Below are 26,042 nucleotides of genomic sequence, written 5' to 3'. Positions count from 1 at the left end.
TATTAGCTGTAGTTAAAATTTGCTAAATATGGATCGTTCAAAAATTATTGCTATTATCACTGGGGTGATTTCTATAGTTTTAGCAGTTGCCTACCTGCTGCTCGTCACCCTCCTTGACTTCCGAGGCGAAATGCTGCCCGCACCTCAAAGTCAGTTGCCAGTCTCCATGCCACTTCAGCAATTAGGCACTACTAACCCGACTTTGCGACTACATTAGTTATTGGTTATTGGTTATTGGTTATTAATCCTTGCAATAACAACCAACAACTAACAACCAACAACTGCCAACTAACTAATAGACATGAATTGCTTTCATCATGTGATATGCAACTAGCAACTGCGTCAAAGCTAGCGGGTAACTTTGCAAAACTTCGCCCGTTGTGCCGATAAGTTTGCCAATTTCCGGGTTGCCTTGGGCGGAGCAAAATCCCCGCAGGTGTGGCAACTCGCTACACAACATCATTTCCAGTTCGTTTACTTGCTCGCTGGTAGCGTGGGAGTCTACTTCCAAAACGTCAACAGGTTTGCCCATATCCCGATCGAGTCCCAAGCGAATTGCAGGTTTAAAACTCTCGCTGCCTCGACCTAAAATTTCAGTAAAATCAGGGTGAGGAATTGTAGGTCTGAGCACTAAACGGACGCTCAAATTCGATTCATTGTCCGCTTCGGGCGGGTAAAAACTAACTACAACATCGGCCGATTTGCGCTGAGGACGAATGAAGTCTTCAGAGTCCGGTTCCCGTTTTTTTATTTCTGCAAGCACCTGTTCTTCAGTATAACCGCGCTTCATGACATCGCGCTTAACTTTCCACTGACTTCGCAACTCTTCGGGAGGAGCAAGATACACTTTTACGTCGTAAGAATCGCGGATTGTTCGGGTTGCGTAACCCAGCAAACCTTCAACTATGACAAATTTGCTGGGCTTGATGTATTCCGGTGGGTCGAATGTACCTGTGGTGTGGTTGTAGATGGGTTTGAGAATTGCTTGTCCGGTACGCAGCAGGCTGAGATGCTGCTGCATGATGTCGAGGTAATTGCAGTCGGGATGCAATGCTGTGATTCCGATTTCTGCCCGCTGCTTTCTGTCGTAGCGATGATAGTCGTCAGTGCAAATCACAGTGACATTTTCTGGCCCCAATACTTGGGCAATTCCCCGCGTCAGGGTGGTTTTGCCCGCTGCGCTGTCTCCGACAATACCGAGAATAATTGGTCGATCGCTCATTGTTTTTACCCGGACGCACAATAGCAAATTTTGTTGTCAATCTTACATCTTATCAAAGTTGTGTTCGATCCGATCGCTCGGTTCGACCGAAAGCATCCAGGATACAAGCCCCCGGATTCATCTGTGGAGAAATAAAAAACCTGTATCCGATAAAGGAGCCCCCGAATTTATCCGTGGGGTCAATGCTTCAAATCTAAAATCTACAATCTAAAATCTAAAATCGATTGACTTGATCCCCCCCGGAGTCTCCCCAATCTGTAAAATTATTGTTATATTTCTTAATATAATGCGGCACCGGAGACTCAGGGAGCATCTGATTAAAAAATCACGCCCATTTCTCAACCGCCCAAGATGTCGATCGTACTTTTGAATCCAACTCTTGTCAGAATTTCGCGCAAATTATCCCTGCAAAGTGTCCGGGTAGTCTCTTTTGTCTTTTGTAGTGCAAATTGCAGCGGTGGGGCTTGTGGGATATTTTTGGTTTCAAAACCAGCCAGCAAGCAGTGCATCAATTCGCCAGTCCATCAATCGACGCCCAGGGCGATCGAATTTATCCGCAATATGAAGTTTTAGCCCCAGCTTTCGCTGTTTTGACAAATTAGTATAATAAATGTGAGTTCAGGAGGCAATCATGCCCTCAGAAACCTGTTTTTTTTCCTTTTGCTTGCCTTCGGCAATGCGTTTTTCTGTGAAAAAAAATAGGTTTGGACGCACCCGTGCGTAATTTATAAATTTAAACAAATCTTAATTTTATTAAGCTTAACTAAGCCCGGAGCAAGCCGATGAATCAACCATATTCAGAAAAATTAAAGGGCCGTGTTTTAATTGTGGATGACAGTCTTAACAACTTATTGTTACTGGAGCTGATCTTATCCAGGAAAGGCTATAAAGTAGAAGCTGCATCTAGCGGTCAACTGGCACTCGATGCTGTGGATTTGGCTCAGCCTGACTTGATTTTGCTGGATATTATGATGCCCGATATGGATGGCTATGAAGTTTGCAGTCGCTTGAAAGCGAGCGATCGCACTTCTGGCATTCCCATTATTTTTCTGAGTGCTGTGGTACAAGCTTCTGAGAAGGTGAAAGCCTTTAAGGCTGGCGGGGCGGACTACATTACTAAACCTTTTCAAACCGTAGAGGTGGTAGCTAGGGTAGAAAATCAATTGCGGCTGCGGGAACTAGAGTTGCAACTGAGGGATAAAAATCTGATGTTGCAGCAGGAAATCGCCTATCGGGAACAGGCAGAAATGGAAACGCGGCTGCTGTTGGAAACAACCAAGTCTCAGAAAGAAAAAATTGAAGAATTGCTATTAAATATTTTGCCGAAACCGATTGCAGAGCGCTTGCAGGATGGGCAAAGCATAATTGCTGACAGCTTTTCGGATGTCAGTGTTTTATTCGCCGATTTGGTGGGATTTACGAATTTTGCATCTCAAAGAAGTGCGGCCGAAACTGTGAAAGTTCTCAATCAAATTTTTAGTCAATTTGATGAGTTATCGTTACGGCACGGTTTGGAGAAAATCAAAACTATGGGTGACGCTTACATGGTAGTTGGCGGTTTGCCCGAACCGCAGGAAAATCACGCTTCTGCCATTGCCCAAATGGCACTAGATATGCAAGCTGCTGTCGCTAGCTTCAATGTCCAAAACAATCAAAACTTTAGTCTCCGCATTGGGATAAATATTGGTGGGGTAGTGGCGGGAGTCATTGGTTTAACTAAATTTAGTTACGATTTGTGGGGGGATACAGTAAATGTTGCTCAGCGGATGGAATCAAGCGGTATTCCGGGGGAAATTCAGGTGACTTCTGCAGTTTACGATCGTTTAAAAGATAAATTTTTGTTTAAAAAGCGCGGTGCTGTTGAGATTAAAGGTAAAGGAGAAATGATGGTTTATTTGTTGGTGGGGCGAAATTAGTCAGTTGACAGTTGACAGTTGGTAGGGGCGGTGCCCCTGTGCCCGCCCTCTTAGTTGACAGTTGACAGTTGACAATGCCCAATTCCCAATTCCCCATTCCCAATTCCCCATTCCCAATTACCACTCATCGTTGCGTTTGTTGCTGTAAGTTTCCCAATCGTCTTGTTGCGGCGGCTGATACAAGGATTCTGGTTCTATTTCTGGTTCCAATTCCGCTGACATTTCTAATTCGGGTTCCGATTCCTGCTGATAAATGTTCAGAGGTTCGACAACGCGGGCGATCGCATCTTTGACAAATGCTTTGACAAACTCGTCTTTCCGATTTAACTGAAACTGCCTTTGCACGACTTCGGCAATGCCACCATCGCCCCAATCTTGGTCATGGCGGAAATATTCAATAAAACTTTTACCGGCAATTCTGGTTAAATAAGCCGCACTGACTGCTTGAATTGCTTTGCCAAGTACAAACCCGGCTACGCTTAACTGCAGCGCCCTTGACACTACTTGAATTACGCCTTCAACTATTCCCAAACTTGCTAGGGTTTTTGCTAGAGACAAGGCCAGTTCTTTCGCGCGATCGATGTTTAATTCGCAGCCGTAAATCTTAGCAATTTCTACTACCATTTGAGCGTTAACTGCTGCTGTCGCTAACAAATCCACAACTGGCAAAGGCGTTACAGCAATTACTCCGGCTCCGATCCACTGAAAGCGCTCTACTGCTTTATCAGCTTGCCGCCTTCTTTGAGCATCAATTAACTTGCGCGCTTGGTCTCCCAAGTGCTGAGATTGCAGCAAAATATTGTCCGCAATTAAGTCTTCGCCTTCGGCTCGCAAAATCGCAGCGACGCGCCGAATTAATGGCATAATATCCGGGTCTGGCTGAAAAATTGTGCCGTCTTCTAGTACAACTTTTTGCGGATTGGCGCTAATTGCTACTACATCCATTGCTGATACAAAACCTTTGACTCGCTGCCGCAGTCGATCGAGAATTTCATCTCTGTCGGTGTCGGGATAAAGGTCAACTTTATTAAAAACCACGATCGACCTTTTGCCAATTTCCGCCAAAGTCCGCAGCGGTTCGTACTCGGATTTGCGTAAATCGCCGTCCAAAACAAATAAGATCAAATCTGCCCTCGCCGCCAACTGCCTCGCCAATTCCTCTCTGTAAGTTCCCGCAACTCCCGCTTCCAAGATGCCTGGGGTATCGGTAATTGCTAATTCTCGATCGATTCCTTTCAATTTCAGAGTGTAAGTTTCCCCAACTTCGGTAGTTCCCATCGGCGCGCCCACCTGTCCCGCCATCCGCCCCACCAGCGCATTCACAGCGGAAGTTTTGCCCGCAGAACCGGTGCCGAAAACCACTACTCGAACGCTGCCACGAGCCATGCTAGCTTCAATTTCGCGGGCTCTCAACAGCAAAGCTTGCCGCGCTACTTCATCTTGAATGCGATCGACTTGTTGCCTGATTGCTTTGAGATTTTCCGAAGCTGCTTCACTTTTCACAACAGGAATCTTCGGAGTAATCGGCCGTTTTCCCTTAACTTTCTGAGGGCGTTGCAGCAGCCTAAAATAGTAAACCAGCGCAAAAATTAGCGTTCCCAAAAGTACAATTATCAGGAAAATTAGCAAATTAGCCAGCAGCGGAGAAGCAGACCACGCAACTTGACTGTAAAGCCCTGTTAAGGAACTCACCAGCCCAATAATCAGCCCCAGGGTGAGGCAGAAAGCAGCAATTAAGGTTAACAGGCGCGGCAAAGGCATGAGGGGAGTGGCAAATAAAAGGGTTATGCTGTAAACTACCCGACACTCATGCTTTGCATAGAGTGCGGGCTTTCAGTAGCCCTCAAGACAACTTCCTGCAAAGAGCAGGACATTATCTCGGAACCTCCGGGCAGGTTTACGATCTGCCCCAATGTAGCAATATTTCTTGCTCCATTCACATCGGCATCGCCAATCCATCCGCATCGCTCATTCAGGCACTCAAACCGCTTACCTTGGCGATTGCCAATCACCTTGCAACAGTGACAAGTTTTGGAGGTATAGCGCGGATCAACCAGTCTTACATCAACGCCAAATTTCACGCCTTTATAGGTCAGGAATTGGCGCAACTGGTAGAACGCCCAACTATTGCTGCGTCTCCGTTCTGTTTTAGACCGTGGCAGTTCATTGGTACGCTCTCTGATTCCGGTCAAGTCTTCCAGGGTAATAGCCTGATTTGATGTCTTGGCTTGCTGGATCAGTCGATAGCTGATGGTATGGTTCAGCCATGTCTGGAATCTCCGTTCTCGTCCACTCAACCGTTGCAAAATCTGTCTCGCCCTTCTACGAGTAGACCTTGTGCCTTTGGACGCTTGACGCTGTAACGAAGCCCGTACACGGCTATATCTGTCTCTGGCTTGTGTTACCTGTTTGCCACTGAATTTCTCTCCAGCAGATGTACAAGCAATGTCTGTGCGTCCCAAATCAACACCCAAGACATCATCAGTCTTTTGTTTCTCTGGTGGCTCAGACTCAAGCTGAATGTTCAGATAAAAGCTACCATCGTTGCGCTTTACCAAAGTTGCCGTTTTGGGGTCTTGTCCTTGCAGCAAGTGTTTTTGGTAATTACCAATGTGCAGCTTAAACTTTTCTCTGCCCTTGAGCATGGTCAAGCTGACCAACCAATCCGATTCGCCTCTATGTGAAAGTTCTCGCGTCGTAAGTGGCAGAAGTGGGGGCAAACTTCTTAACGGGCTTACCCTTTTGCTTTGCCGTTTTGCGATTAGCGCAAACTCTACGAATTGCGTGAATCGTCATTTGAGCAGACAGCCCAGAATGCGATCGCGCTTCCTTGTAAATCAAGGACTGAACAGCAATCTGATTCGTCAGCTTTTCGGGTGTATGGGTGTTCACGTACTCACAGCATTTTGCAAAGGCAGTCAGTACCGCATTCAGCTTTTCAACCTGCTGCTGCGATACTTCCAATTTGCAAGAGAGTGTAAGAACTTGGGACATTTTCAATGTGTGAAGTTTTGCTGTTGTTATTGTAGCGTATTGGCAGCTTTCGGGGTTAAGAACTGCTCGATAATCTCTACCCATACCTGGACATTACTACCATTTTTGTTCAGATATCAGACATAACTGTAACCATCTTTGCGATGGATGGCTTTACAGTAATCGAGCCTTACTGAAAACCGTTTTTTGTTGATAATGAACTCACCTCTTCCATCCGACATAGGGCAGACTCTAGTTGTAAATGTTCCTTGATACTTACCTTTCGGCACATCGGCTCGAACAATATCGCCAGTACAAAAGCCAAAAATTGGACGCAGCGGGCGATGCTTGACTGGATAGCCATATTTATCCGTTTGGCAGCGCTGCCTTCCACCAAAACCAGTTGCAGTGACATTGAGAATGCGCTCTGTTAAGACTTGCAGCGTTTGGGTGATACCCACACAAGCTGCATCCAGCCAGTGAGTTTTTTGCAATCCCAACCGAGTCCTGTTGTATTTGGTTTGTCCTCCTGTACCTGTTGTGACTGGCAAACCTGTTTTTTTGAGTTGATTAAACAATGCCCATCGGGTAGCATTAACGGCTGCTGCATCCAAACAAGGTCGCTTGGCTTGACCTAAGATCCGCTTTAGTAAATCGGGCTTTTTTGAGAGAAACTGCTCAATTAATTTGGTTCCTTTCTTGATGTTGCATTTCTCACAAGCTAAGCACAGATTAGAGATACGGTTGCTACCTCCTTTCGCTCTAGGGTGAATATGCTCGATCTGTAAAGGAACATTTTCAATCCCGCAATAAGCACAGTTTCTTTGCCACTTTTCTAATAAATACTCGCGGCTCTCGTACCCAAACAAAGTGCCTTGTTGGTATTCGCACCCGCTAATCTCTGGATTTTCTAGCGCTTGCGTGTCAAACTTAACTAACTCCTGTCTGATTTCACCAATAGGAGCAAATTTACACAGACGCTTGACCCAAGTTTCTGTGGTTAAAACCCGATGCCTTAAACTTGGTGCTAGCCACCCTTGAGGGCGCGAACGGTTCAGAAAACGCGGCTGGCGGTAGCGTGTATTGCGGTTTCTCCGACCTCTCCGTAAAGACCTACGAGAGTCAAGAGCTAGTTTAATTTGTTGCCCGCGATGCTTCAATTCCATCCCCCAAATAACCTCATCCCGGTCGGTTACAAGAGCAAATCCCGTAACTTTTGAACCCGGATCGATTTTGAGAGTAAGAGGATGAACAACTGGAATATCGATAGCTCGTTTCAGAATTAGAGTAAAGGGATATCTGCGAAAAACAGCAGCTTTACCCTGCTCTAATAATTTCCTTGCCTGTACTGGATGAATTGGATTCATCGGTGTTTTTTGAGCGTCAATGAGAAAAACGTAGTTTGACATCTTCTGTCATCCAATTAAGTAATGTTTGCCTCGGTAATGTTGAGAGGGCTTGTTCGGAACTAGGCACGGGCTTATAAACCTTTCACCACGACTTTTTAACCTAGTTCGACAGGGCAGAAAACTGGCGTTTATTTTCTGGTGTCATGACCCTCCCAACGTAGGCTTCGGAAAGCCTTAACCTGCACGTTCGTTACTCGGGGTAGAAGTTTCTACTTCTGTCCAGATTTGGGTAGGTTTTTACGAACGGTTTTAGTGGTAGCGGGTGCAGATAAAGTGCGATCGCCCTCTTGCTGCAATTGTAGCTTGCACCAGAACTAAGTAAGTCGCTGGGAAAATTCGCCCGTATGTAACAAAAGATTAAGTAGGGTGATTCGAGTTAAATTTAATAGGTTGTGTAAGGTTGTGTACGGTTTTTTCTTTACCTTCCACCCCATGAATTACCGCAGAAGCAAGCTCTAATTCCGAGTCAAATATTTGTCCTGCTCGTTCATCTTTTTTGATGTGTTGCCATTCCCAGGCAAAGCAAATTTATTCCTTCTCATATCAATTCCGGCTGCGCCGGAATGATATCAAATCCGGTTGATCGACCGCGATTTTCGTAGGGGCGGGTTCACCAACAATACTTGCCAAGAATTGACAATCTCAAAAACCCGCCCCGACCGGGATATTATGGTTAATCAATCGGACATGATATGATATCAAATCCGCCCTTCATCGTCGGGCGTAAAGTCGAATCCCGATGCCAACAAATAATTCGCGCAATTTTCATTTTTTTGACTCACCGTCAACAGTCAACCGTCAACAGTCAACCGTCAACAGTCAACAGTCAACAATGATTCCGGTTGCACCGGAATCGATTGCTATTTGCCGACAATCGGCAGAGTGAGATGTACCGTTGTTTCCTTTTTATAGATGCTGGTAATTGAGAACTCTCCTCCTGCCAGTTCGACAATTTTCTGGACAATTTTTAAGCCGATACCGGTACCCTGCTGCTCATAGCTCTTGCGCTCAAACTGCATGAAGGCACCAATTTTAGCAATTTGCTCTTCTGTCATGCCCTGCCCGGAGTCATGTACAGATAAATGCAGCATCTCCCCTAGGACTTGACTACTAACTTTAATGGTTGTCTCTGGTGAGGAGAATTTCAGTGCATTATCAATTAATTCATGGAGAATCGTTGATAGATATCGCTCTGATAGAGCGATCTCCGCTTCCTCAAGAGTGAACAACATATCGTTGCTACGATTGACGCTCTGAGCCTGGTATTTCAACTCGGCTTCAATGGCGGAAGCTGAAAATAGAGTTTGGGCAGATTCGATCTTGTGCTGGCGACTTGCGGATAGTTCTAATTCTAAATAAATCAGGAATTTTTTCGTTAATTTTTCTAGGCGACGGCCAGATTCATCGGCCCACCCTAACATCTCACGGATTTCGGCGATATCCATGTCTTCGATATCGTCCTTGAGCAACCCGATCGTGGCTAAGATGCCATTGAGGGGCGTATTCAGTTCGTGGGATAGACTAGAAGCTAAGTTCCCACGCAGCTCATTGAGGGTGCTTTCCAAGGCATTGATGGTATTTTCTTGGATGTGGTATAAGTTCTGGATATTATCATACTGTTGCTTGATTCTGAGCATGGAATGCACGCGAGCACGCATTTCAATAGCATTTACAGGTTTACTGATGAAGTCGTCGGCTCCGGCAGTTAGACAGTTGGCAAGGTCTGACTTTCTGTTTAATGCTGTCACCATAATGATGGGAACGGCTTGCCATTTTGGCATGGCTTTGATTTGCCGGCAAATCTCGATGCCGTCTATTCCCGGCATCATCACATCCAGCAAAATAAGAGCCGGATCAAATATATCGAGGGATGCGATCGCTTCTTGCCCGCTGGCAGCATAATGCAATTGATAATCCTGCTCTGATAACAGGGTTTCAATCACATCAAAGTTATCCGGCTCATCATCAACAATTAAGATAGAGAATTGAGACATAATTTTAACGACTCCAATAATGTAGAAAGTTTTATGAGTTCAGGTGATACCCGTCAGCTAGGCTGCCAAAGTGATTTCAAAAATGGCACCTTTTGGTTGGTTGCTTCTCACACCAATTTCGCCCCCATGTGCCTCAACGACCATTTTGCAGAAAGCTAAACCCAACCCTATTTGAGAGACCTCCGACATCAGATTTCCAATCTCGTATTTCTCAAAAATCTTGTGTCGCAATGTATCAGGAACACCCGGTCCAGAGTCGATAACCTGGATTTTTGCATGGCCAGATGTGAGGAATTCTACATTCACTATGATTTGACTATTGCGTGGGGAAAACTTAATGGCATTCGAGAGGAGATTATCCAGCGCTCGATGTATCAGGGTGGCATCAACCGAGACTTTCCTACTGGTTTCTTCAGGTAACTGAGCGACCAGCAACTGATTTTTTTTAGCAGCGATTACTTCAAAGTTTGATATGGCAGACTCTATGATATCGCACAAATAAACCTCTGCGTAATTGAGACGATTTTCACCTGCTTCGAGTAAAGCCATTTGCAATAAATCATCAATTAATAGCTGTATAGCTTGTGCTGATGAGTAAAGTCGCTCCAGTTGGGTTTGTTGTTGTTCTCTAGGATACTCTATGCTTTTTAGGAGTTCCAAGCCAAGCAAGATACCAGCCAGGGGATTGCGTAAATCGTGGACTACCATTTTAACCATATCTTCCCGCAATTTTAGTAAGCTTTGCAGGTCGTCATACTGGTGCTTAATTCGCAGCATGGAGTGAACTCTGGCACGCAGTTCAAGAGCAGTTACAGGTTTACTAATGAAGTCGTCAGCGCCGGCAGTGAGACAACGGGCAAGGTCTGATTTTGAGTTTAATGCTGTCACCATAATGATGGGAACGGCTTGCCATTTTGACATGGCTTTGATTTGCCGACAAACTTCGATGCCATCTATTCCTGGCATCATCACATCCAGCAAAATAAGAGCGGGTTCAAAGATGTCGAGGGATGCGATCGCTTCTTGCCCGCTGGCAGCGTAATGCAATTGATAGTCTTGCTCACTCAAGAGGGTTTCAATTACATCAAAATTATTGGGTTCGTCGTCAATGATTAAAACGGATGGTCTATTCACGGGTTATCCTTACTTAGAAGCTAAAAGTTGTTGAATAGTGCTTGCCAATTGCTTCAGCTTGACGGGTTTGGTGAGGTAATCATTGGCTCCGGCGGCAAGGCAACGATCGCGATCGCCCGTCATGGCTAAGGCAGTTAGGGCAACGATCGGCAGATCAACTAAGTTTGGATCGCAGCGAATCTGCTGCATAGCTTCTAGACCATCCATACCAGGCATTTGAATGTCCATCAGAATTAGATTGGGGTTTTCCGACTTGGCCAGGGCGATCGCCTCCTCTCCATTCTTAGCCAAGAGAATGCGATAGCCTTTAGCTTTCAGGTAGCTCGAAATCGTAGTGATATTGGCTTCATTGTCTTCCGCCAGCAAGATTAAGGGAGAGCCTCCCTGCTGTTGGGGCCCGCTGGGTTCGATGCGGGGCTCTGTCTGGGATTCCAGGGCAACAGAGGAGGGCGCACCAGTAGGGGCAGTGCCCCCGTGCCTGCCCTCCAATTCGATGCCCCCGTGCCTGCCCTCCAATTCGATGCCCCCGTGCCTGCCCTCCAATTCGATGCCCCCGTGCCTGCCCTCGAGTTCGATCGTGAAGCAACTTCCTACACCCACCTCGCTGGTGAGCAACACCTGCCCGCCGTGGAGTTCGACAATGCGTTTCACCAGGGCAAGCCCCAAGCCTGTCCCCTGATATTGACGATTCAGGGCGCCATCGATTTGGATAAAGGGCTGAAACAGTTTGTTGATATGTTCTGGGGCAATACCAATACCTGTATCGATGACGGCAATTCGCAGAGTCTCTTTGACCAAAAAATGGGGTGGGGAATCGGCAGAATCTGGGTCGGCCCGGCGCTGTTGACGGCTGACTTCTAGGGTGATGCGTCCTCCGCTAGGAGTGAATTTTACCGCGTTGTTGAGCAGGTTGATCAAGACTTGGCGCATCCGCCGTTCATCCATCAATAAGTCGGGCAGATTGAGTGGCACTTTAATCTCTAGTTGGATGCGTTTTTGCAGGGCTTGTTGTTTAATAAATGGCAGACTGGATTGACAGAGATGATTGATTGAAACTGGGGTGCAATCGAGCTCCATTTGACCGGATTCAATTTTGGCGACATCCAAAATGTCGTTGATTAACTCTAGCAAGTGAGAGCTACTGCGCTCAATGGTTTGTAAAGCTTTGATTTGTTGTTGGTTGACGATGCCAAATACTTGCTCTTGTAGCCCCTCGCTCATGCCCAGAATGGCGTTAAGGGGCGTGCGGAGTTCGTGGCTCATGTTGGCAAGAAATTCGTCTTTGAGACGGGTAGCACGGGCCAGTTCTTCGTTAGAGGCTCCCAGTTGTTGGTTGCGCTCGGTGAGTTGCTGCTGGGCTTGTTGCCGTTCGGTGAGTTGTTGCTGCAACTGCTCAAATAGGCTAGCTTGTTGAACCGCGATCGCCAACTGGTTAGCAATTTGTTGCAGGAGTTGTGCTTCCGACTCTTGCCAGACTCGCTTTTCTCGGCAAGCATGGACAACTAAAACCCCCCAGAGCTTGTTGGTTTGCCCGGGGGCAACCCCTCTATGGCTTTCGCTGCTTCGGACTTCTTGCAGGATAGGTGCAACCATTTTGGACTTGACTTGACCAACGCTTGCGTATTCCACCAAGCAATTAGTCCCCATATCGGTGATTATATCGGGGACGATACGGGGATTGCCCTGGCAATAGTGGTTGAGGATTTCTTGAGACCACAGTTGGTCGTCCCAGTAAAGGTTTTTGAGCGCGGGAAACTCGGTCAACACAGATTCTTCAACTATTTGACTTCTGCCATTGTCAAATAGCCGGATTACGATGATTCGATCGCCTTGCAAGATTTCTTTGACTTGCTGTGTCACAGTCGCCAAAATTTCGTTAATATCCAACGATTCGCGAATTTGCTGGGCGATCGCTCCCAAAGTTCGCTGCCGTTGCAGTTGTAAAGCGATCGCCTTTTCTGTTTCCTTGCGGATAGCCAGCTCTGATTGTACCTGTTCGTAGAGGTAAGATTGCTGAATGGCGATCGCTAATTGATTAGCAATTTGTTTAAGTAAATTGATTTCCCACTCTTGCCATTGGCGCGGACGATCGCATTGATGAACAATCAGCAATCCCCAGAGGATTTGATTCTGAATAATTGGAACTACGAGTTTGGCTCTGACCTGGATTTCTGCGAGGAATTCAACCAAGCAGGGTAAGATTGACTCGTTTTCATCTTCCCTATCGTTGAGGGCATAAACTTTTCCTTGGATATAGCGATCGTAGTTCTCTTCGGGGAAAACCTCTTCAGGGAAGAGGATATCCAAGAGCTTAGACGTATTTGGCGAAACAGATTCAGCAATGGCAGCCCCCGTCCCTTCAGGATAAACCCGATAAACCAGGGTTCGGTCTGATTGCAATACCTGATGGATTTCCTCAACAGTGCTATTGAGAATCTCCTCCAGATGCAGAGACGATCGCATCCGTTTAGTAATCGCTCCCAGCAAACGCTCCTGTTTTGCTTGTTGTTGCAATCTCAGTTCGGATTCTTTGCGATGGGTGATATCCTGAAACGTGCCTACCAGACCAATAATATTACCTGAGCAGTCTCGCAGGGGAGCCTTGTGGGTTTCGAGAAATATTGGTTTACCATTGGGTAGGGTTAGCGTTTCTTCGATCCCTAATATAGCTTCACCCGTTTCGATTAACCGCCGATCCATCGCACAATAACCGTTCGCCTCGACTTCTGCGTGGCAAATATCTAAATCTGTTTTACCTATACTTTCAGTCGTAGATGGCAAGCCTAGAGTTTTGGCAAACTGCTGATTGCATCCTAAAAAAACAGACTCTCGATTCTTCCAAAACACCGAAAGCGGGATGGTATCGAGTACCGTTTGCAGAAACTGCTGAGATTCCTGCAAAGCCTTCTGGGCCTGTTTGCGATCGGTGATGTCTACTAATACACAAATAGTTTGATCGTCTGAGTCTGGGAGGAGTGCGGCTCCCATCAGGACAGAAATCCGGCTGCCATCCTTACGGTAGTATTCCTTTTCCCAGGGCTCGCTCGTGCCATCCTGCATCACGCGCTCCATCGCTACAACATCAGCGTGGACATATTCGGGGGGGGTCATGGCATCCCAATGAATTAGCCCCGCATTTAGTTCCTCCCTCGTGTAGCCAACCATCTGTAAGAAGCGATCGTTGGCATCGATAATGTTCCCCTGAAAATCGGCAAATATCATGCCGCTCACACTGGACTCAAACACCCGGCGGAAGCGGATTTCACTGCTTTCCCTGGCGAGTTCAGCTTGTTTGCGATCGCTGATATCCGATAAAATTCCCTGGATGCTAATCAATTCCCCTTCAGCATTTATAACGGGTGTGGGACTGCTTCTCACCCAGACATAATTGCCATCTCGGTGGCGAACTCGGAACTCATAATCACTTGACTTTTTACCACATTTGAGATTCTCCCGATAATATGTAACCAGCAAAGAGCGATCGTCTGGATGCACCAGATGTAGAAACGACTCACCAATCCATGCACGCTCATCCCAGCCAAACATGGTCGTGAATTGCGGTGACACATAAGTGAGTATGCCATCGGGTTCACATGACCAGATCAAATCATTAGCCCCTTCTACCAGCCGCCGGAATTTAGCTTCACTCTCTGCTAATTCGGCTTCGATCTGTTTGCGATCGCTGATATCCCGGCATACACAAATCAATAATCCATCGTCTGTGAGGGTGAGGGATAGCCCTTCGGCAAAGGTAGAGCCATCTTTGCGGGTGGCGATCGCCTCTCCCTCCCAAGCACGATCGCGCATCAGCACCGGAAAGACTTCCCGATCAAACCGTTCTAACTCCTGTTGGGAATACAAAAGTTTCCAGGTTTTGCCCAGCAGTTCTTGGGGATGTTCGTAGCCAAACAGTGTTAGATGGGCTTGATTCACATAGAGGTAGGTCTCTCCTTGGATAATCGCAATGCCGTCGATCGCCGCCTCAATTGCCGCCAGTTGTCTTTTTAGGGTTTCTTGGGTTTGTTTGAGATCGCTAATATCTGCAAAATAGCCAATAATCTCGGTTGGCTTGCCTTGTTCATCTCGCACCAGGCGCAGCTCATCCCGTAGCCAAACGTAGTGACCATCGCGATGCAAAAATCGATATTCATGCTGATGAGTGTTGTGTTCAAAGAGAGCGGATATATGTGCAAAAACCCTAGGGGCATCTTCTGGGTGAATATGGTTAGCCCAGAAGCCAGATTCCGATAAAAATTCTTCTGGTTTGTAGCCCAAAATGGCTTCGATATTTTTGCTCATGAAGGTTGCTCCATAGTCCCCATAGGGCTTACAGCTATAGATCATGGCGGGACTGGAGGCTAGAAGAAATTCGAGGCGTTCTTTCAACAGGCGATTTTCTCGCTCTGTCTGTTGACGCTCAGTAATGTCTTGGATCAGGCCAAGCACATAGAGATGTTTATCATCCATCGATAGGATAGAGGTGGAAATGGAGATAGTACGGCACTGTCCATCTTGGCGCCGGATTTCCCTTTCCAGAGCGATTAAGTTGCCCCTTTGTCGCATCTTTTTCAGGTCGGCAATCGTCTGTTTTTGAGATTCTTGATTATCCAGGTACAAGCTGTGATACCACCCCAGACGGTTAATTTCTTCTAAGGTGTAACCCGTAATCGCTTGCATTTGCTGATTCCAGACTGTGAAGCACAGAAAGGGAAACTCCTCAACTTCATAGAAAACGCACAGCCCTTCTGTCATGTTTTCTACAATTTGTTGACGGAAAGTATTTTCCTGCCGAAGCGTTGCTTCGGCCAACTTGCGATCGGTAATGTCGAAGCGAATGGCTAGATACTGAAAAGGTCGCCCGCCTTCGTCCAAAAAGGGGACAATGGTGCTGGCAACCCAGTACAGGCTACCGTTTTTTGCCTGGTTGCAAATTTCACCGCGCCAAACATGACCGCTAGCAATGGTCTGCCACAGGTCTTGGAAAAACGCAGGGGGATGATAGCCAGAGTTGACTAGGCGATGGGTTTTGCCCATGAGTTCATCGCGGGAGTAGCCAGAGACTACACAGAAGCGATCGTTGACGTAGGATATCACCCCTTCGCGATCGGTGATGACCACGATGGCAGACTGATCCAAGGCCTGTTTAAAGGCTGATAATTCTTGAATTAACTGCTGTCGTTCGAGTTCAGCTTGTTTGCGATCGCTAATATCAAAGTTGAGCCCAATCATGCTCTGGGGATTGCCTTGGGCATCTCGCACGACGACAGCATAGGCTTTAATAAAGTGGAGGCTGCCATCGGGATGCAACACTCGAAACTCGGTATCAAATTCTGCCTCTCCTAAGACGGCTTGCTGGAGCAATGTTTCGGTGGCGGTGCGGTCTTCGGGATGTAGCCGGCTTGCCCAAATGTCGTAAACCACAAGGGAATCAGATTGTTTTGTGACACCGTACAGTTCGTACATCCGCTCATCCCACAAGACGGTGTTGTGTACAAGATCGAAGTCCCAACAGCCGAGCGCCCCTGATTTGAGGGCCAAAGCGAGGCGATCCGATACTTTCTGTAGTTCTGCTTCTGCACGTTTGCGATCGCTAATATCTTTGGCGATACCTAAAAAGCCGATAATTTGCTGATTGACATCCTTGAGGGCGCTGATGGATAGCGACACAGGAAATCGAGAGCCATCTTTGCGGATATAGCTCCACTCTTCTTCGCTGAGAACACCTTGGCGTGCTTTGGCAACAAAAACTTCAAAGCCGGGGGGAATATTTTGCCCTAGTTCGGCAGAGAGTGATGCTGCCCGGTCAATTACCTCATTTGCATCGTGGATGAGTTCGGGCGTACCTTTGCCGACCACTTCTGCTGCACTGTAACCGAGCATCCTTTCGGCTCCAGCATTAAAGGTCTGGATGATGCCTGTTGGGTTAGTGGAGATGATGGAGTAATCAGCACCATCGAGGATGGCGCGTTGCAGGCTGTTGACTTGCCAAAGCTCTTGGGTGCGTTCTTCGACTTTGGCTTCTAGCTGTTGGTTTAGTTGGTACAGTTGTCGCTCGGCCTGTTTGCGATCCGTAACGTCTCGAATCATAAACAAGGCTTCATCTTCGCCGCTCTTGACAATTCTGACCTCTTCATATTGCAGGCGCGGGCCAATGTGCACCTGCTGTTCATAAACTTGCAGTTCTCCTGTGCGTAAGGCTTGCTCTAGGTGGTGTAGATGTCGGGTCGCAATTTCTCCTGAAATAAGATCCACCATCGCCACACCAGGCCTATCGAAATCTGTACCCAGGAAGTCGAGCGGACGATGGGCTGTCACCCTCCCCCGATAAATACCATCGGCACCCATGCGAAACATGAAGTCTGGAACTGCTGCTAATATGGCTCGGCTCTGGGCTTCGCTCTGGATCAGGGCGGTTTCGGCAAGTTTGCGATCGCTAATGTCTGTAATAGCGCCTACATAGCCAACTACTTGCCCGTCTGCATCCAGTTCGGCAACGGACTGCCCATATACCCAAGCCACAGCACCGTCGGGACGTTGAAAGCGATATTCGAGCCCGAAAGGGCGATTTTCTTGGACAGATTTTTGCCATTCGACCGCGATCGAGTCGCGATCTTCGGGGTGCAGCCCTTGTCGCCATCCTTCCCCGATGGCGGCCTTTGGGCTGAGTCCGGTGATCAGACACCAGCGATCGTTAACATAGATGCAGTTGCCCCCAGGATCGGTGCGGAAAATCCCCACTGGTGCGACTTCCACGAGGGTGGCGTAGCGTTCTTCGCTCTCTTGCAGGAAGGCTTCTGTTCGTTTGCGATCGCTAATGTCGGTAATGGTGCCTATAGAGCCGCTCCGATGTCCATTGGCATCGAGTTCGGCGACGCACTGCCCATAAACCCACCTTACTTCACCGTCGGGACGTTGAAAGCGATATTCGAGTTCAAAAGAGTCGTTACCTTGGATGAATTGCTCCCATTGGGCAATGATCCAATCGCGATCGTCGGGGTGCACTCCTCGTTGCCATCCCTGTCCGATAGTGGCTCCTGGTGTGAGTCCGCTGATCTGAAAGTAGCGATCGTTGACATAGGTGCATAGCCCCTCCGCATCGGTGCGAAAAATCCCCACCGGAGCGGCTGCGGCAAGGGCGGCGTAGCGTTCTTCGCTCTCGATCAGGGTGGCTTCGATCCGCTGTCGCTTTACCAGTTCCTTCTGCAATTTTTGGTGGATCGTGGCTTGCCCAATGGCGATCGCCAGATGCACTGATAAGGCTTGTACCAGTTCGACTTCTTCCGGTTGCCAGGCGCGGGCGTGCTGGCTTTCGCTGGCATTGAGCAAGCCCCATAACTCATCGCCACACAGTAGCGGCACCAAAAGTTTGGCTTTTGTCTGGAGGCGGCTCAGCATCTGCCGATGACAGTCTGATATGTTGGCTGTGGAGATATCTGGTACGACGCGAACATATCCCTGACGATAAATCTCAGGATTGTCTTGCTTATAGCAGGTCTCATTGACCCGTTCGCCCAACAGAGACAGGGACGAGTCGGTGGATTCTGCCACGACAATGATTTCCCTATTGGCTTCAAACCGCCAAATATTGACGCGAGCGCAGCCCAGCACTTGCCGCACCTGCTGCACAGTCGTATCCAAAATCGTTTGCAGGCTTAGGGACGAGCGAATTTGGGAGGCCAAGTCTGCGAGTAATTTCTCTCGTTGTACCTTGGTGTTGAGAGCGGCTGTCCGAGTTTCCACCTGTTGCTCGAGCTCAAGGTTGCGATTTGCCAGCAGCGCCACCTTTTCCGCCTCTAGGCGCACCACCTTCTCTTCCCACTTCTGGACCAGCTTGTATAGCTCCAGCGGGTTGAGGGCTTGCAGCAAACTGGTCTGGGTGACAATACCCAGTAACTCCCCTTGTTCCCCTGTCACCGCCAACCGACGGATCGATCGCTGCTCCATGATCTGCTGCACAGTCAAGAGCGACTCTTCTGGCTTGACCTTAAAAATCGGTGTACTCATCACCGCCTCAGCCCGACAGGTTTCCATGTTCAAGCCCAAGGCCTGAAATTGCACAATATCCCGCTCGGTGAGAATCCCCACTGGCATTTGTAGCGGTTCAGTAGAGATTCCGCCTGGGTGTACAATCATCACGGAACTGACGCGATGCTCTGCCATAAGTTGGGCGATCGCCAGTAGGGAACAATCTGGCGCAGCACAAATCACTTCGCGGGTCATCACTTCTGCTACCATACGCAACCGCAGCAGGTCGAGCGGTCGAGATATTTGGCGCAGACTTTCGTGAGTCACTAGGCCCACTAGGCGATCGAACTCGTCCAGGATGGGCAAATGGCGAATGTGGTGCTGCTGGAGCAGATTAATCGCCAAAAATAAATCGGTGAAGGCGGACTCGCGGAGGGTGACGACGCGGTGTGCCATCACCTCCCGGAGCGCCAAATTCTCCAAGGAACGCTGCTGGGCACTCAGCCGCACCACGTCTCGCTCGGTCAGTACGCCGATTAATTGCTCGTTTTCCACTACCAACACGCAGCTCGATCGCGCCTCTAAGTGGAGGTCTTCGAGTTGACCATCCGCCGTTCTAGCGGTGTTGCAGAGCGATCGCACGCCGCTCATTTGGGCGATCGCATCCATCACCGTCGTATCGGGCGAAACCACCAAGGGCTCCCGGATGATGGCAGTCCTGAGTTCTATTGGAGTGAGAGCCGTAGTACGACTGAACATGGGTTTATAGGGTTTTATTGCTGATTATTTTGTTAAACTCTTCGCCTTAAACACGTGAGCTGATAGCGTAGCGTGGGGCGAGCCCTAGTACGGAGAAGAGTTACTTAGCTGCACGACATTCTCTAAATATTATATTTACTTACAGTTCGCTTTTGCCGGAAATGACTTAGGGAAATTCTGTAACTCTCAGGTAACGCTCTTTCATCATTTTCATGAGATGATAAAAACAGGAAGTGCCCTCAACCCTTTACTGGACTAAGTGAAAGCTCGGAGAACGCGCCGTAACGATAAAATTTGTTGACAATTGACGATTACTGTGAATTATACAGAGCATACAGAACACTCTTCCCCGAAGTGAGAATTTATGAGGCGTTTAATTACTTTCCTGTGGGGATTTTCTGATATTAAGCGTAAAAAACTACCAGCAATATCTCGTGTGGTGGGATTAAGCAATGAACAAAAACTCTTGCATTTTGTAAGCGAATTACTTGACAAGTATAAGGATTGAGAGATGCTAGGTTAAACCTTATTCTACAAGAACTACCCGAACGATATCTTTTTATAATTATTGTTGAAAAACTAGCTGATTAAAATAAATGGAATACAAGCGATGAGCTCAAACCCTGTCACAAATCAAATAGAGTTCAAGTAAGTCGGCGTGAAGAAAACGAACTCTGTTAAAAAAACAAGTGAATACAGACAATGTTTCTACTGAAGCAACTCAATAGATGGGCGCTATATTAACAGAAACCCGGTTTTTCAACACCAGTGCCTCCTGGAATCTCCGAAAGTAGAAACGAGAAACCGGGTTTCTTAGGCAAGGTAAGAGCGTCCTAATTTACAAAAATTATTACATTAAATATCAATGCGGTACTCTCAAATCAGCAGCGAGTTAAGTTAGACTGAATTGTCAGTGCGTGAATTATTCACAGGTTAGCATCTATGCAGCTCAAACCTCTAAATCAGCCTTCACAAGAACTCTCTACCTCTTGCGAGCATAAAATCAAAGAGACTCAACCACCAAAGCCCAATTATTTCGCTCACATAGCCCGTTCCTTCCGCAACCTCAGTATTCACGACAAAATCTGCCGTGGGTACGCACTGGCTCTTTGTGTTGCGATTGGGGGAACGGCTGTCGGGATGTTGGTGGGCACTCATTACTATCGAATAACTAATAATCAAGTACACATCGATCGAGAAAGTCAGCTTTTAAATAAGTTGCAGGTGGCTTTACTGCGAACGCAAAATAGCCAAGAATGGCTGATTTACGGGCTAGATAATCCCCAAACATTTGACCGTAAATACCAACAGTTACAAAACAATATTTCCACTTTAAAAGTGTTGTTTTCAGAATTTAAAAAGCCTAACAATCTAGAACAGATTGAAGGAATAGAAAAAATTAGAAAAACTGGGGATTCGCTACTAGCCAATTATATTTCTCCACTAGAAATAGTTAATAATAAAATTAGTAAGTTGCCAAACAACCCCGCTCAACAAAGTATTAAACGTAAGTTGCTGTTGAATTTCGAGCGAGATAAAATTGGGTTGCAACTAGATAGGGCGGTTAATGATATAGCAGCAATTATCGATCGCGCCCAAGTGCAAGAAGATGCAGGGCGGAAGGATGTGCTGCGAGCGCAGGCGCTGCGGGTGCAAATAATTTTGGGTAGCATGGCACTGTCGATCGTCGTTGCAGCAGTGCTGGCGGGCTTCACCAGTCGGGCGATCGCCAAACCCCTCGCCGCTGTAACTAAAATCGCTCAGCAAGTGACTGAAGAATCTAATTTTCAGTTGCAAGTACCAGTTACCAGCACCGATGAAGTAGGAGTATTGGCAGCTTCGCTGAATCAACTGATTCAGAAAGTAAATCAGTTGCTAGAAGAATTGAAATCTGAACAACAAAGCAAGATACTTCAAAATGAGAAAATGGCAACTTTGGGGCGGATGTTAGCCGGCGTTGCTCACGAAGTTAACAACCCAATCAATTTTATCTATGCCAATATCGATCCTGCCAGAAATTATGTTGAAGATATTTTAGATTTGCTCAAAACTTACGAAACCGAAATTTCCAACCCCCCTGCCGCTGTGCTGGCGAAAGGCGAAGAAATAGACATCGATTTTCTCAAAGAAGATTTGATCAAAATATTGGACTCAATGCAAGTAGGCGCTGAAAGAGCCAAAGCTATTATCTTAAGTTTGAAAGATTTTTCTCGCCTCGATGAGGCAGCCCCTCATCCCGTCGATTTGCACGCCTGCATAGACAGCAGTTTGCTGATTCTCAACAGCCGCATCAAACAGGGCATTGAAGTGGTGCGACATTACGGCAATATTCCGACTGTGGAAGGCTATATGGGTTTGCTTTACCAGGTATTTGTGAATCTTCTCAACAATGCACTAGATGCTGTGGAAGAGAAAGCAAAAATTGAGAAATCCAGCTCTGAGAAGGCGAAAAAACGATCGGCTTCGGAGTCACTCCAGGAAGCACCGAGTTTTTCGCCGAGGATTGTGATTGCTACAGAATACTTGGACGACGACTCAGTGATAGTGCGAATTTCTGATAACGGTACGGGAATAGCACCAGAGAGCCAAGAAAAAATGTTTGAAACATTCTTTACTACTAAACCGAGAGGTGTAGGTACGGGTTTGGGATTGGCAATTGGTCGCGAAATTATCGTTAAGAAACACGGGGGGACAATTAACTTTTGGTCGGAGGTGGGAAGGGGGACGGAATTTGCGATCGCCCTGCCGATTAAGCATGAGGATTTAATGCAAAATACGCTCTTACAATCTCCAGTTGCTCGTGAATATAATTCCCAAGGCAACGAGAAAGTGCCAACCCAGCCCAAAAAAAGAGGAACTGTAAAAACTTAAAAATTATATCATTTCCGGTTACACTCCTTATGATGTTGACTGTTGACGCCGTGAACAGTGAACAGTCAACCGTCAACAGTGAACAGTGAACTCGAATTTACTATTCCGATGCTAACGGATTTGATATTATTCGTTTTTATCCCTGTTTCAAAAAAGAATGCAACTGCAAGCAAGCTCCGCAATCGGATGTCAGAATTCATTCCCCATCTAAAATCTAAAATCTAAAATGGTATGAGATTGCTTACTGACCGAAAGCATCCAGGATACAATCCCCCGGATTCATCCGTGGAGAAATAAAAAACCTGTATCCGATGAAACTTGCCCCCCGAATTTATTCGTGGGGTCAATGCTTCAATTCTTTAATCTAAAATCTAAAATCTAAAATCTAAAATCTAAAATCGATTGACTGGCTGTCGCTACCCCACTAAATGAGTGATAATACCAAAATAAAAACTATTTTCCATAATCTTGAAAAACAGGATTTGCTATAATTTAAAGTTGAGCAATCACTGTACGGAGCGAAAATTATGGGACTATTTGACCAAATTTTGAGCGCGATCGACAATCCCAACCAACAAGCAAACCCCAATCAGTTGGGCAACATTCTCGGTGCGGTAGAACAGTTGAGCAGCAACCAGGGCGTCAATACGGGCACCACTCAGCTAGCAATGTCGGTTTTGGGCGGATACGTGCGATCGGCATTGCAAAACGTGCGATCGCAGTCGGGAGACGCACAAGCTCAACAAGTTGTCAACCAATTTAGCGGCACAAATCCCAATCCGCAAGCGGTACAGAGTTTGTTCGGCGCAGGCCAACTGACGCAGATAGTGAACGATATCGCCCACAGAACCGGTTTGAATAACGCCACAGTGCAGGCGATGATACCTGTTTTGGTGCCCCTGGTGCTGAATTTGCTAAAAACCGGCAGCAATGCCCAAAACCCAGCCCAAGGCAGCAATCCCGTTTTGAATACGTTTTTAGATTCAGATGGAGACGGCGACGTAGATATTACTGACGCCATGTCGATGGCAGGCCGCTTTTTGAATCAGCGCAGTTAATTGTTGATGGTTGACAAAACATAACACCCAAATCCCCGACTTCTTGAAGAAATCGGGGATTTAAAGGAATAAGGAAGAAGCAATCAAATCAATGGTTTCAGCAATTAAAAACATCCTAATTACCAAGAAGGTTGCTATATACCAATTTTATAAATTGATTAAATCCGTTCCTTCTCGTCACCTTATGGTATTGTTAGTGTGAGGATACAGTTTGCGGGGATTTTCCAAGGTTGACATACCAGTTCGGTTTTGGCGGCGCATCATTGACTTTTTCTATGTGAGCGCGAACCGAAATATTTTCGTAGTCTCGAATACTACCCGCTCCCATGCCTAACAAGCTTTCATTCCCAAACAAATCCCACAGAAACAGATGTTGCTCGTCTGTAAGTGGAATATCTTCAAGTCGAGCCATATAAAATACTGCCAAAACATCAATCTCCTCCCGTTTGGCACTCCACTGGTACATCAAATCGAATGGGATATTGGCTTCAGTTATGCAACCAATCGCCTTATCTGGGGTCATTTCTCGTTTGTACACTAGGTTTAGGCACAGTGCCAGTATCCAGTGGTCTTTTGGCAGCGAACGTAGTCTGTATTGTTGTTTATTCATCAGTTTTATCCTCTTCACAAGTCCAGTAAATTCCGAGTGTACAATCACTGTGATGTTGTGCTCGGCGTTCGTATTTGTCGCAGCGCTCTTGAGCTTTATAAAACTGTTCTATAAAGGTTTTGCCAGGGACATAAAACGGTCTGTCTGGATTGGCTGCAAGTAATTTTTCGTAATCTTCCCAACTTAAATCTGGATCTTCTGGATCTCTGATCATTTATTTTTCATGTGAGTTACCAAAAACTAAATCATATCGTATTTTGTAGGAAACAACCACCTTTACGGTAAGCACAACCTAAAAACATAATACGCATATCCCCGACTTCTTTAAGAAGTCGGGGATATCACAAGAATTATCAACCCAAACCCAAATCAGTAACAGCACCGATACTGCTAGAAGAAACCAACTTAGCATATTTAGCCAAAACGCCCCTAGTATAGCGAGGTTTAGGAGGCTGCCAAAGAGCCCGCCGCTGCTCCAATTCTGCATCAGAAACATTGAGCTGCAACAAGCGATTTTGAGCATCAATCGTAATCGAATCGCCCTCTTTTACCAAAGCAATTGTCCCGCCAACTTGTGCTTCTGGTGCAACGTGACCGACAACCATGCCGTAAGTTCCGCCAGAGAAGCGGCCGTCAGTAATTAACCCGACAGAATCGCCTAAACCAGCGCCAATAATTGCCGAAGTTGGTGCTAACATTTCGCGCATTCCCGGCCCGCCTTTGGGCCCTTCGTAGCGGATGATAATCACATCTCCGGCTTGAATTTTGCCCGCTAGAATTGCATCCAAACAATCTTCTTCAGATTCAAATACGCGCGCTGGGCCGGTAATTTGTGGTTTTTTAACGCCGGTAATTTTAGCAACGGCTCCTTCTGTTGCCAGATTTCCCCTGAGAATTGCTAAATGTCCTTGGGCGTAAAGCGGGTTGTTCCAAGGGCGGATGACATCTTGGTCGGTGCGGGGTTCGGCTGGAATATCTGCTAACACTTCGGCAACAGTTTGACCGGTAATTGTCAGCGCGTCTCCGTGCAGCAAACCCTGTTCTAGCAGCATTTTCATTACTTGAGGAATGCCGCCGGCTTTGTGCAAATCGGTTGCTACGTATTTGCCGCTGGGTTTGAGGTCGCACAGCACTGGTACTTTTGCTCGAATAGTTTCAAAATCGTCGAGGGACAACTCAACGCCGATCGCATTGGAAATGGCTAATAAATGCAGCACAGCGTTGGTTGAACCGCCCACTGCCATGATGACCGCGATCGCATTTTCAAAGGCCGCTCGTGTCAAAATTTGGCTCGGTAACAACTGTTTGCGGACAGCTTCCACCAGCACTTTTGCTGATTCGGCAGCGCTGTCAGCTTTTTCGGCATCCTCAGCAGCCATTGTCGAAGAATAAGGCAAACTCATGCCCATCACTTCAAAAGCGCTAGACATCGTATTTGCTGTGAACATTCCGCCACAGGAACCCGCACCCGGACAAGCTTTTTGTTCGACTGCATTGAGTTCTGTTTCGTCAATTTTGCCCGCGCTGAATTGGCCGACGGCTTCAAAAGCGCTGACAACGGTTAAATCCTGTCCGTTGTGGTGTCCGGGTTTGATCGTGCCGCCGTAAACAAAAATAGCAGGAATGTTCATGCGGGCGATCGCAATCATCGCCCCCGGCATATTTTTATCGCAACCGCCGACAGCCAGCACCCCGTCCATACTTTGGCCGTTGCAAACTGTTTCTATCGAATCCGCAATCACATCTCTCGACACCAGAGAATATTTCATCCCTTGAGTTCCCATCGAGATCCCGTCGCTGATAGTAATCGTACCGAACATCTGCGGCATGGCGCCGGCTTCCCTTGCACCCGCAATAGCCCGCAAAGCGAGCTCGTTCAATCCCATATTGCAGGGCGTAATCGTGCTGTACCCGTTGGCAATCCCCACAATCGGCTTAGTGAAATCGCCGTCACCAAAACCGACTGCCCGCAGCATTGCTCGGTTGGGCGCGCGCTGCACGCCTCCAGTCACAGCTTGGCTTCTCAAATTTTCAGGCATTTTAAAATTTCCTTTGTCAGTTGTCTGTTGTCTGTTTTTCTTTGCTGCTGGCTGTTGACTGCCCAGTGCCGAGAGTTTTACGCTATTTTAAT

The 26,042-nt window shown here is 47.0% G+C and carries 16 protein-coding genes; 5 read left to right on the top strand and 11 right to left on the bottom strand.

Annotated elements, in window-relative coordinates:
- The first annotated feature begins 28 nt into the window (after nt 1-28).
- Nucleotides 29-217 (top strand): hypothetical protein, encoded by a 189-nt coding sequence (locus tag QT990_RS00820; RefSeq protein ID WP_333138249.1) that lies wholly within the window; start codon nt 29-31, stop codon nt 215-217.
- Between the two features lie 75 nt (nt 218-292).
- Here QT990_RS00820 and QT990_RS00815 read toward each other — a convergent pair whose 3' ends face one another.
- On the bottom strand, nt 293-1,222 hold the full coding sequence (locus QT990_RS00815) for a phosphoribulokinase (protein WP_333138251.1): 930 nt from the start codon (nt 1,220-1,222) through the stop codon (nt 293-295).
- Between the two features lie 449 nt (nt 1,223-1,671).
- Between QT990_RS00815 and QT990_RS00810 the strand changes: the two genes are divergently transcribed.
- Nucleotides 1,672-1,824, top strand: a complete 153-nt coding sequence (locus tag QT990_RS00810; protein WP_333138253.1) for a hypothetical protein — start codon at nt 1,672-1,674, stop codon at nt 1,822-1,824.
- Nucleotides 1,825-2,004: 180 nt separating this feature from the next.
- Entirely contained in the window at nt 2,005-3,138 is a 1,134-nt protein-coding gene (locus QT990_RS00805; protein WP_333464798.1) for an adenylate/guanylate cyclase domain-containing protein, read from the top strand.
- Between the two features lie 117 nt (nt 3,139-3,255).
- Here the strand turns inward: QT990_RS00805 and QT990_RS00800 are convergent, their stop codons facing one another.
- The 7 genes from QT990_RS00800 to QT990_RS00770 form a co-directional block, all read right to left on the bottom strand.
- A complete protein-coding gene (locus tag QT990_RS00800; RefSeq protein ID WP_333305830.1) occupies nt 3,256-4,899 on the bottom strand; it encodes a GTP-binding protein in 1,644 nt (547 codons plus the stop codon).
- A gap of 35 nt (nt 4,900-4,934) precedes the next feature.
- Complete coding sequence (locus tag QT990_RS00795) at nt 4,935-5,858, bottom strand: transposase (RefSeq protein WP_333138259.1); 924 nt, start codon at nt 5,856-5,858, stop codon at nt 4,935-4,937.
- Nucleotides 5,815-6,216 (bottom strand): hypothetical protein, encoded by a 402-nt coding sequence (locus tag QT990_RS00790; RefSeq protein ID WP_333464797.1) that lies wholly within the window; start codon nt 6,214-6,216, stop codon nt 5,815-5,817. The genes QT990_RS00795 and QT990_RS00790 overlap by 44 nt, the downstream gene beginning before the upstream one ends.
- Nucleotides 6,217-6,248: 32 nt before the next feature.
- The gene (iscB, locus tag QT990_RS00785) at nt 6,249-7,520 is read right to left on the bottom strand and encodes an RNA-guided endonuclease IscB (protein ID WP_333138263.1); all 1,272 of its coding nucleotides are present in this window, start codon (nt 7,518-7,520) and stop codon (nt 6,249-6,251) included.
- An 860-nt stretch (nt 7,521-8,380) separates the two neighbouring features.
- Nucleotides 8,381-9,514, bottom strand: a complete 1,134-nt coding sequence (locus QT990_RS00780; RefSeq protein ID WP_333138265.1) for a hybrid sensor histidine kinase/response regulator — start codon at nt 9,512-9,514, stop codon at nt 8,381-8,383.
- Nucleotides 9,515-9,571: 57 nt separating this feature from the next.
- Complete coding sequence (locus QT990_RS00775; RefSeq protein ID WP_333464796.1) at nt 9,572-10,648, bottom strand: hybrid sensor histidine kinase/response regulator; 1,077 nt, start codon at nt 10,646-10,648, stop codon at nt 9,572-9,574.
- A gap of 9 nt (nt 10,649-10,657) precedes the next feature.
- On the bottom strand, nt 10,658-19,372 hold the full coding sequence (locus QT990_RS00770) for a PAS domain S-box protein (protein ID WP_333464795.1): 8,715 nt from the start codon (nt 19,370-19,372) through the stop codon (nt 10,658-10,660).
- A gap of 942 nt (nt 19,373-20,314) precedes the next feature.
- On the opposite strand from QT990_RS00770, the gene QT990_RS00765 reads away from it, so the two are divergent.
- Both QT990_RS00765 and QT990_RS00760 read left to right on the top strand, forming a co-directional pair.
- Nucleotides 20,315-22,243 carry an ATP-binding protein gene (locus QT990_RS00765; RefSeq protein ID WP_333138271.1) on the top strand — a complete coding sequence of 643 codons (1,929 nt, stop codon included), beginning with the start codon at nt 20,315-20,317 and terminating at the stop codon, nt 22,241-22,243.
- Between the two features lie 527 nt (nt 22,244-22,770).
- Nucleotides 22,771-23,301: a hypothetical protein gene (locus QT990_RS00760; protein WP_333138273.1), complete on the top strand. Its 531-nt coding sequence runs from the start codon at nt 22,771-22,773 to the stop codon at nt 23,299-23,301.
- A 193-nt stretch (nt 23,302-23,494) separates the two neighbouring features.
- Here QT990_RS00760 and QT990_RS00755 read toward each other — a convergent pair whose 3' ends face one another.
- From QT990_RS00755 to ilvD, 3 genes are all read right to left on the bottom strand, one after another.
- Nucleotides 23,495-23,911, bottom strand: a complete 417-nt coding sequence (locus QT990_RS00755; protein ID WP_333138275.1) for a hypothetical protein — start codon at nt 23,909-23,911, stop codon at nt 23,495-23,497.
- A complete protein-coding gene (locus QT990_RS00750) occupies nt 23,904-24,125 on the bottom strand; it encodes a hypothetical protein (RefSeq protein ID WP_106332686.1) in 222 nt (73 codons plus the stop codon). The genes QT990_RS00755 and QT990_RS00750 overlap by 8 nt, the downstream gene beginning before the upstream one ends.
- Before the next feature lie 139 nt (nt 24,126-24,264).
- Complete coding sequence (ilvD, locus tag QT990_RS00745) at nt 24,265-25,950, bottom strand: dihydroxy-acid dehydratase (protein ID WP_333305826.1); 1,686 nt, start codon at nt 25,948-25,950, stop codon at nt 24,265-24,267.
- Nucleotides 25,951-26,042 lie beyond the last annotated feature (92 nt).

This window comes from Microcoleus sp. T3_B1 (assembly GCF_036700445.1).
Lineage (GTDB): Bacteria > Cyanobacteriota > Cyanobacteriia > Cyanobacteriales > Microcoleaceae > Microcoleus.
Note: the sequence above shows the minus strand (reverse complement) of the source record. Positions and strands in the feature narration are given on the sequence as shown.

Coding starts and splice junctions, on each gene's coding strand:
- QT990_RS00790 (WP_333464797.1), bottom strand. CDS start 6,216: ATGGGTAGAGATTATCGAGCAGTTCTTAACCCCGAAAGCTGCCAATAC.
- QT990_RS00780 (WP_333138265.1), bottom strand. CDS start 9,514: ATGTCTCAATTCTCTATCTTAATTGTTGATGATGAGCCGGATAACTTT.
- QT990_RS00760 (WP_333138273.1), top strand. CDS start 22,771: ATGGGACTATTTGACCAAATTTTGAGCGCGATCGACAATCCCAACCAA.
- iscB (WP_333138263.1), bottom strand. CDS start 7,520: ATGTCAAACTACGTTTTTCTCATTGACGCTCAAAAAACACCGATGAAT.
- QT990_RS00765 (WP_333138271.1), top strand. CDS start 20,315: ATGCAGCTCAAACCTCTAAATCAGCCTTCACAAGAACTCTCTACCTCT.
- QT990_RS00805 (WP_333464798.1), top strand. CDS start 2,005: ATGAATCAACCATATTCAGAAAAATTAAAGGGCCGTGTTTTAATTGTG.
- QT990_RS00750 (WP_106332686.1), bottom strand. CDS start 24,125: ATGATCAGAGATCCAGAAGATCCAGATTTAAGTTGGGAAGATTACGAA.
- QT990_RS00820 (WP_333138249.1), top strand. CDS start 29: ATGGATCGTTCAAAAATTATTGCTATTATCACTGGGGTGATTTCTATA.
- QT990_RS00770 (WP_333464795.1), bottom strand. CDS start 19,372: ATGTTCAGTCGTACTACGGCTCTCACTCCAATAGAACTCAGGACTGCC.
- ilvD (WP_333305826.1), bottom strand. CDS start 25,950: ATGCCTGAAAATTTGAGAAGCCAAGCTGTGACTGGAGGCGTGCAGCGC.
- QT990_RS00800 (WP_333305830.1), bottom strand. CDS start 4,899: ATGCCTTTGCCGCGCCTGTTAACCTTAATTGCTGCTTTCTGCCTCACC.
- QT990_RS00755 (WP_333138275.1), bottom strand. CDS start 23,911: ATGAATAAACAACAATACAGACTACGTTCGCTGCCAAAAGACCACTGG.
- QT990_RS00815 (WP_333138251.1), bottom strand. CDS start 1,222: ATGAGCGATCGACCAATTATTCTCGGTATTGTCGGAGACAGCGCAGCG.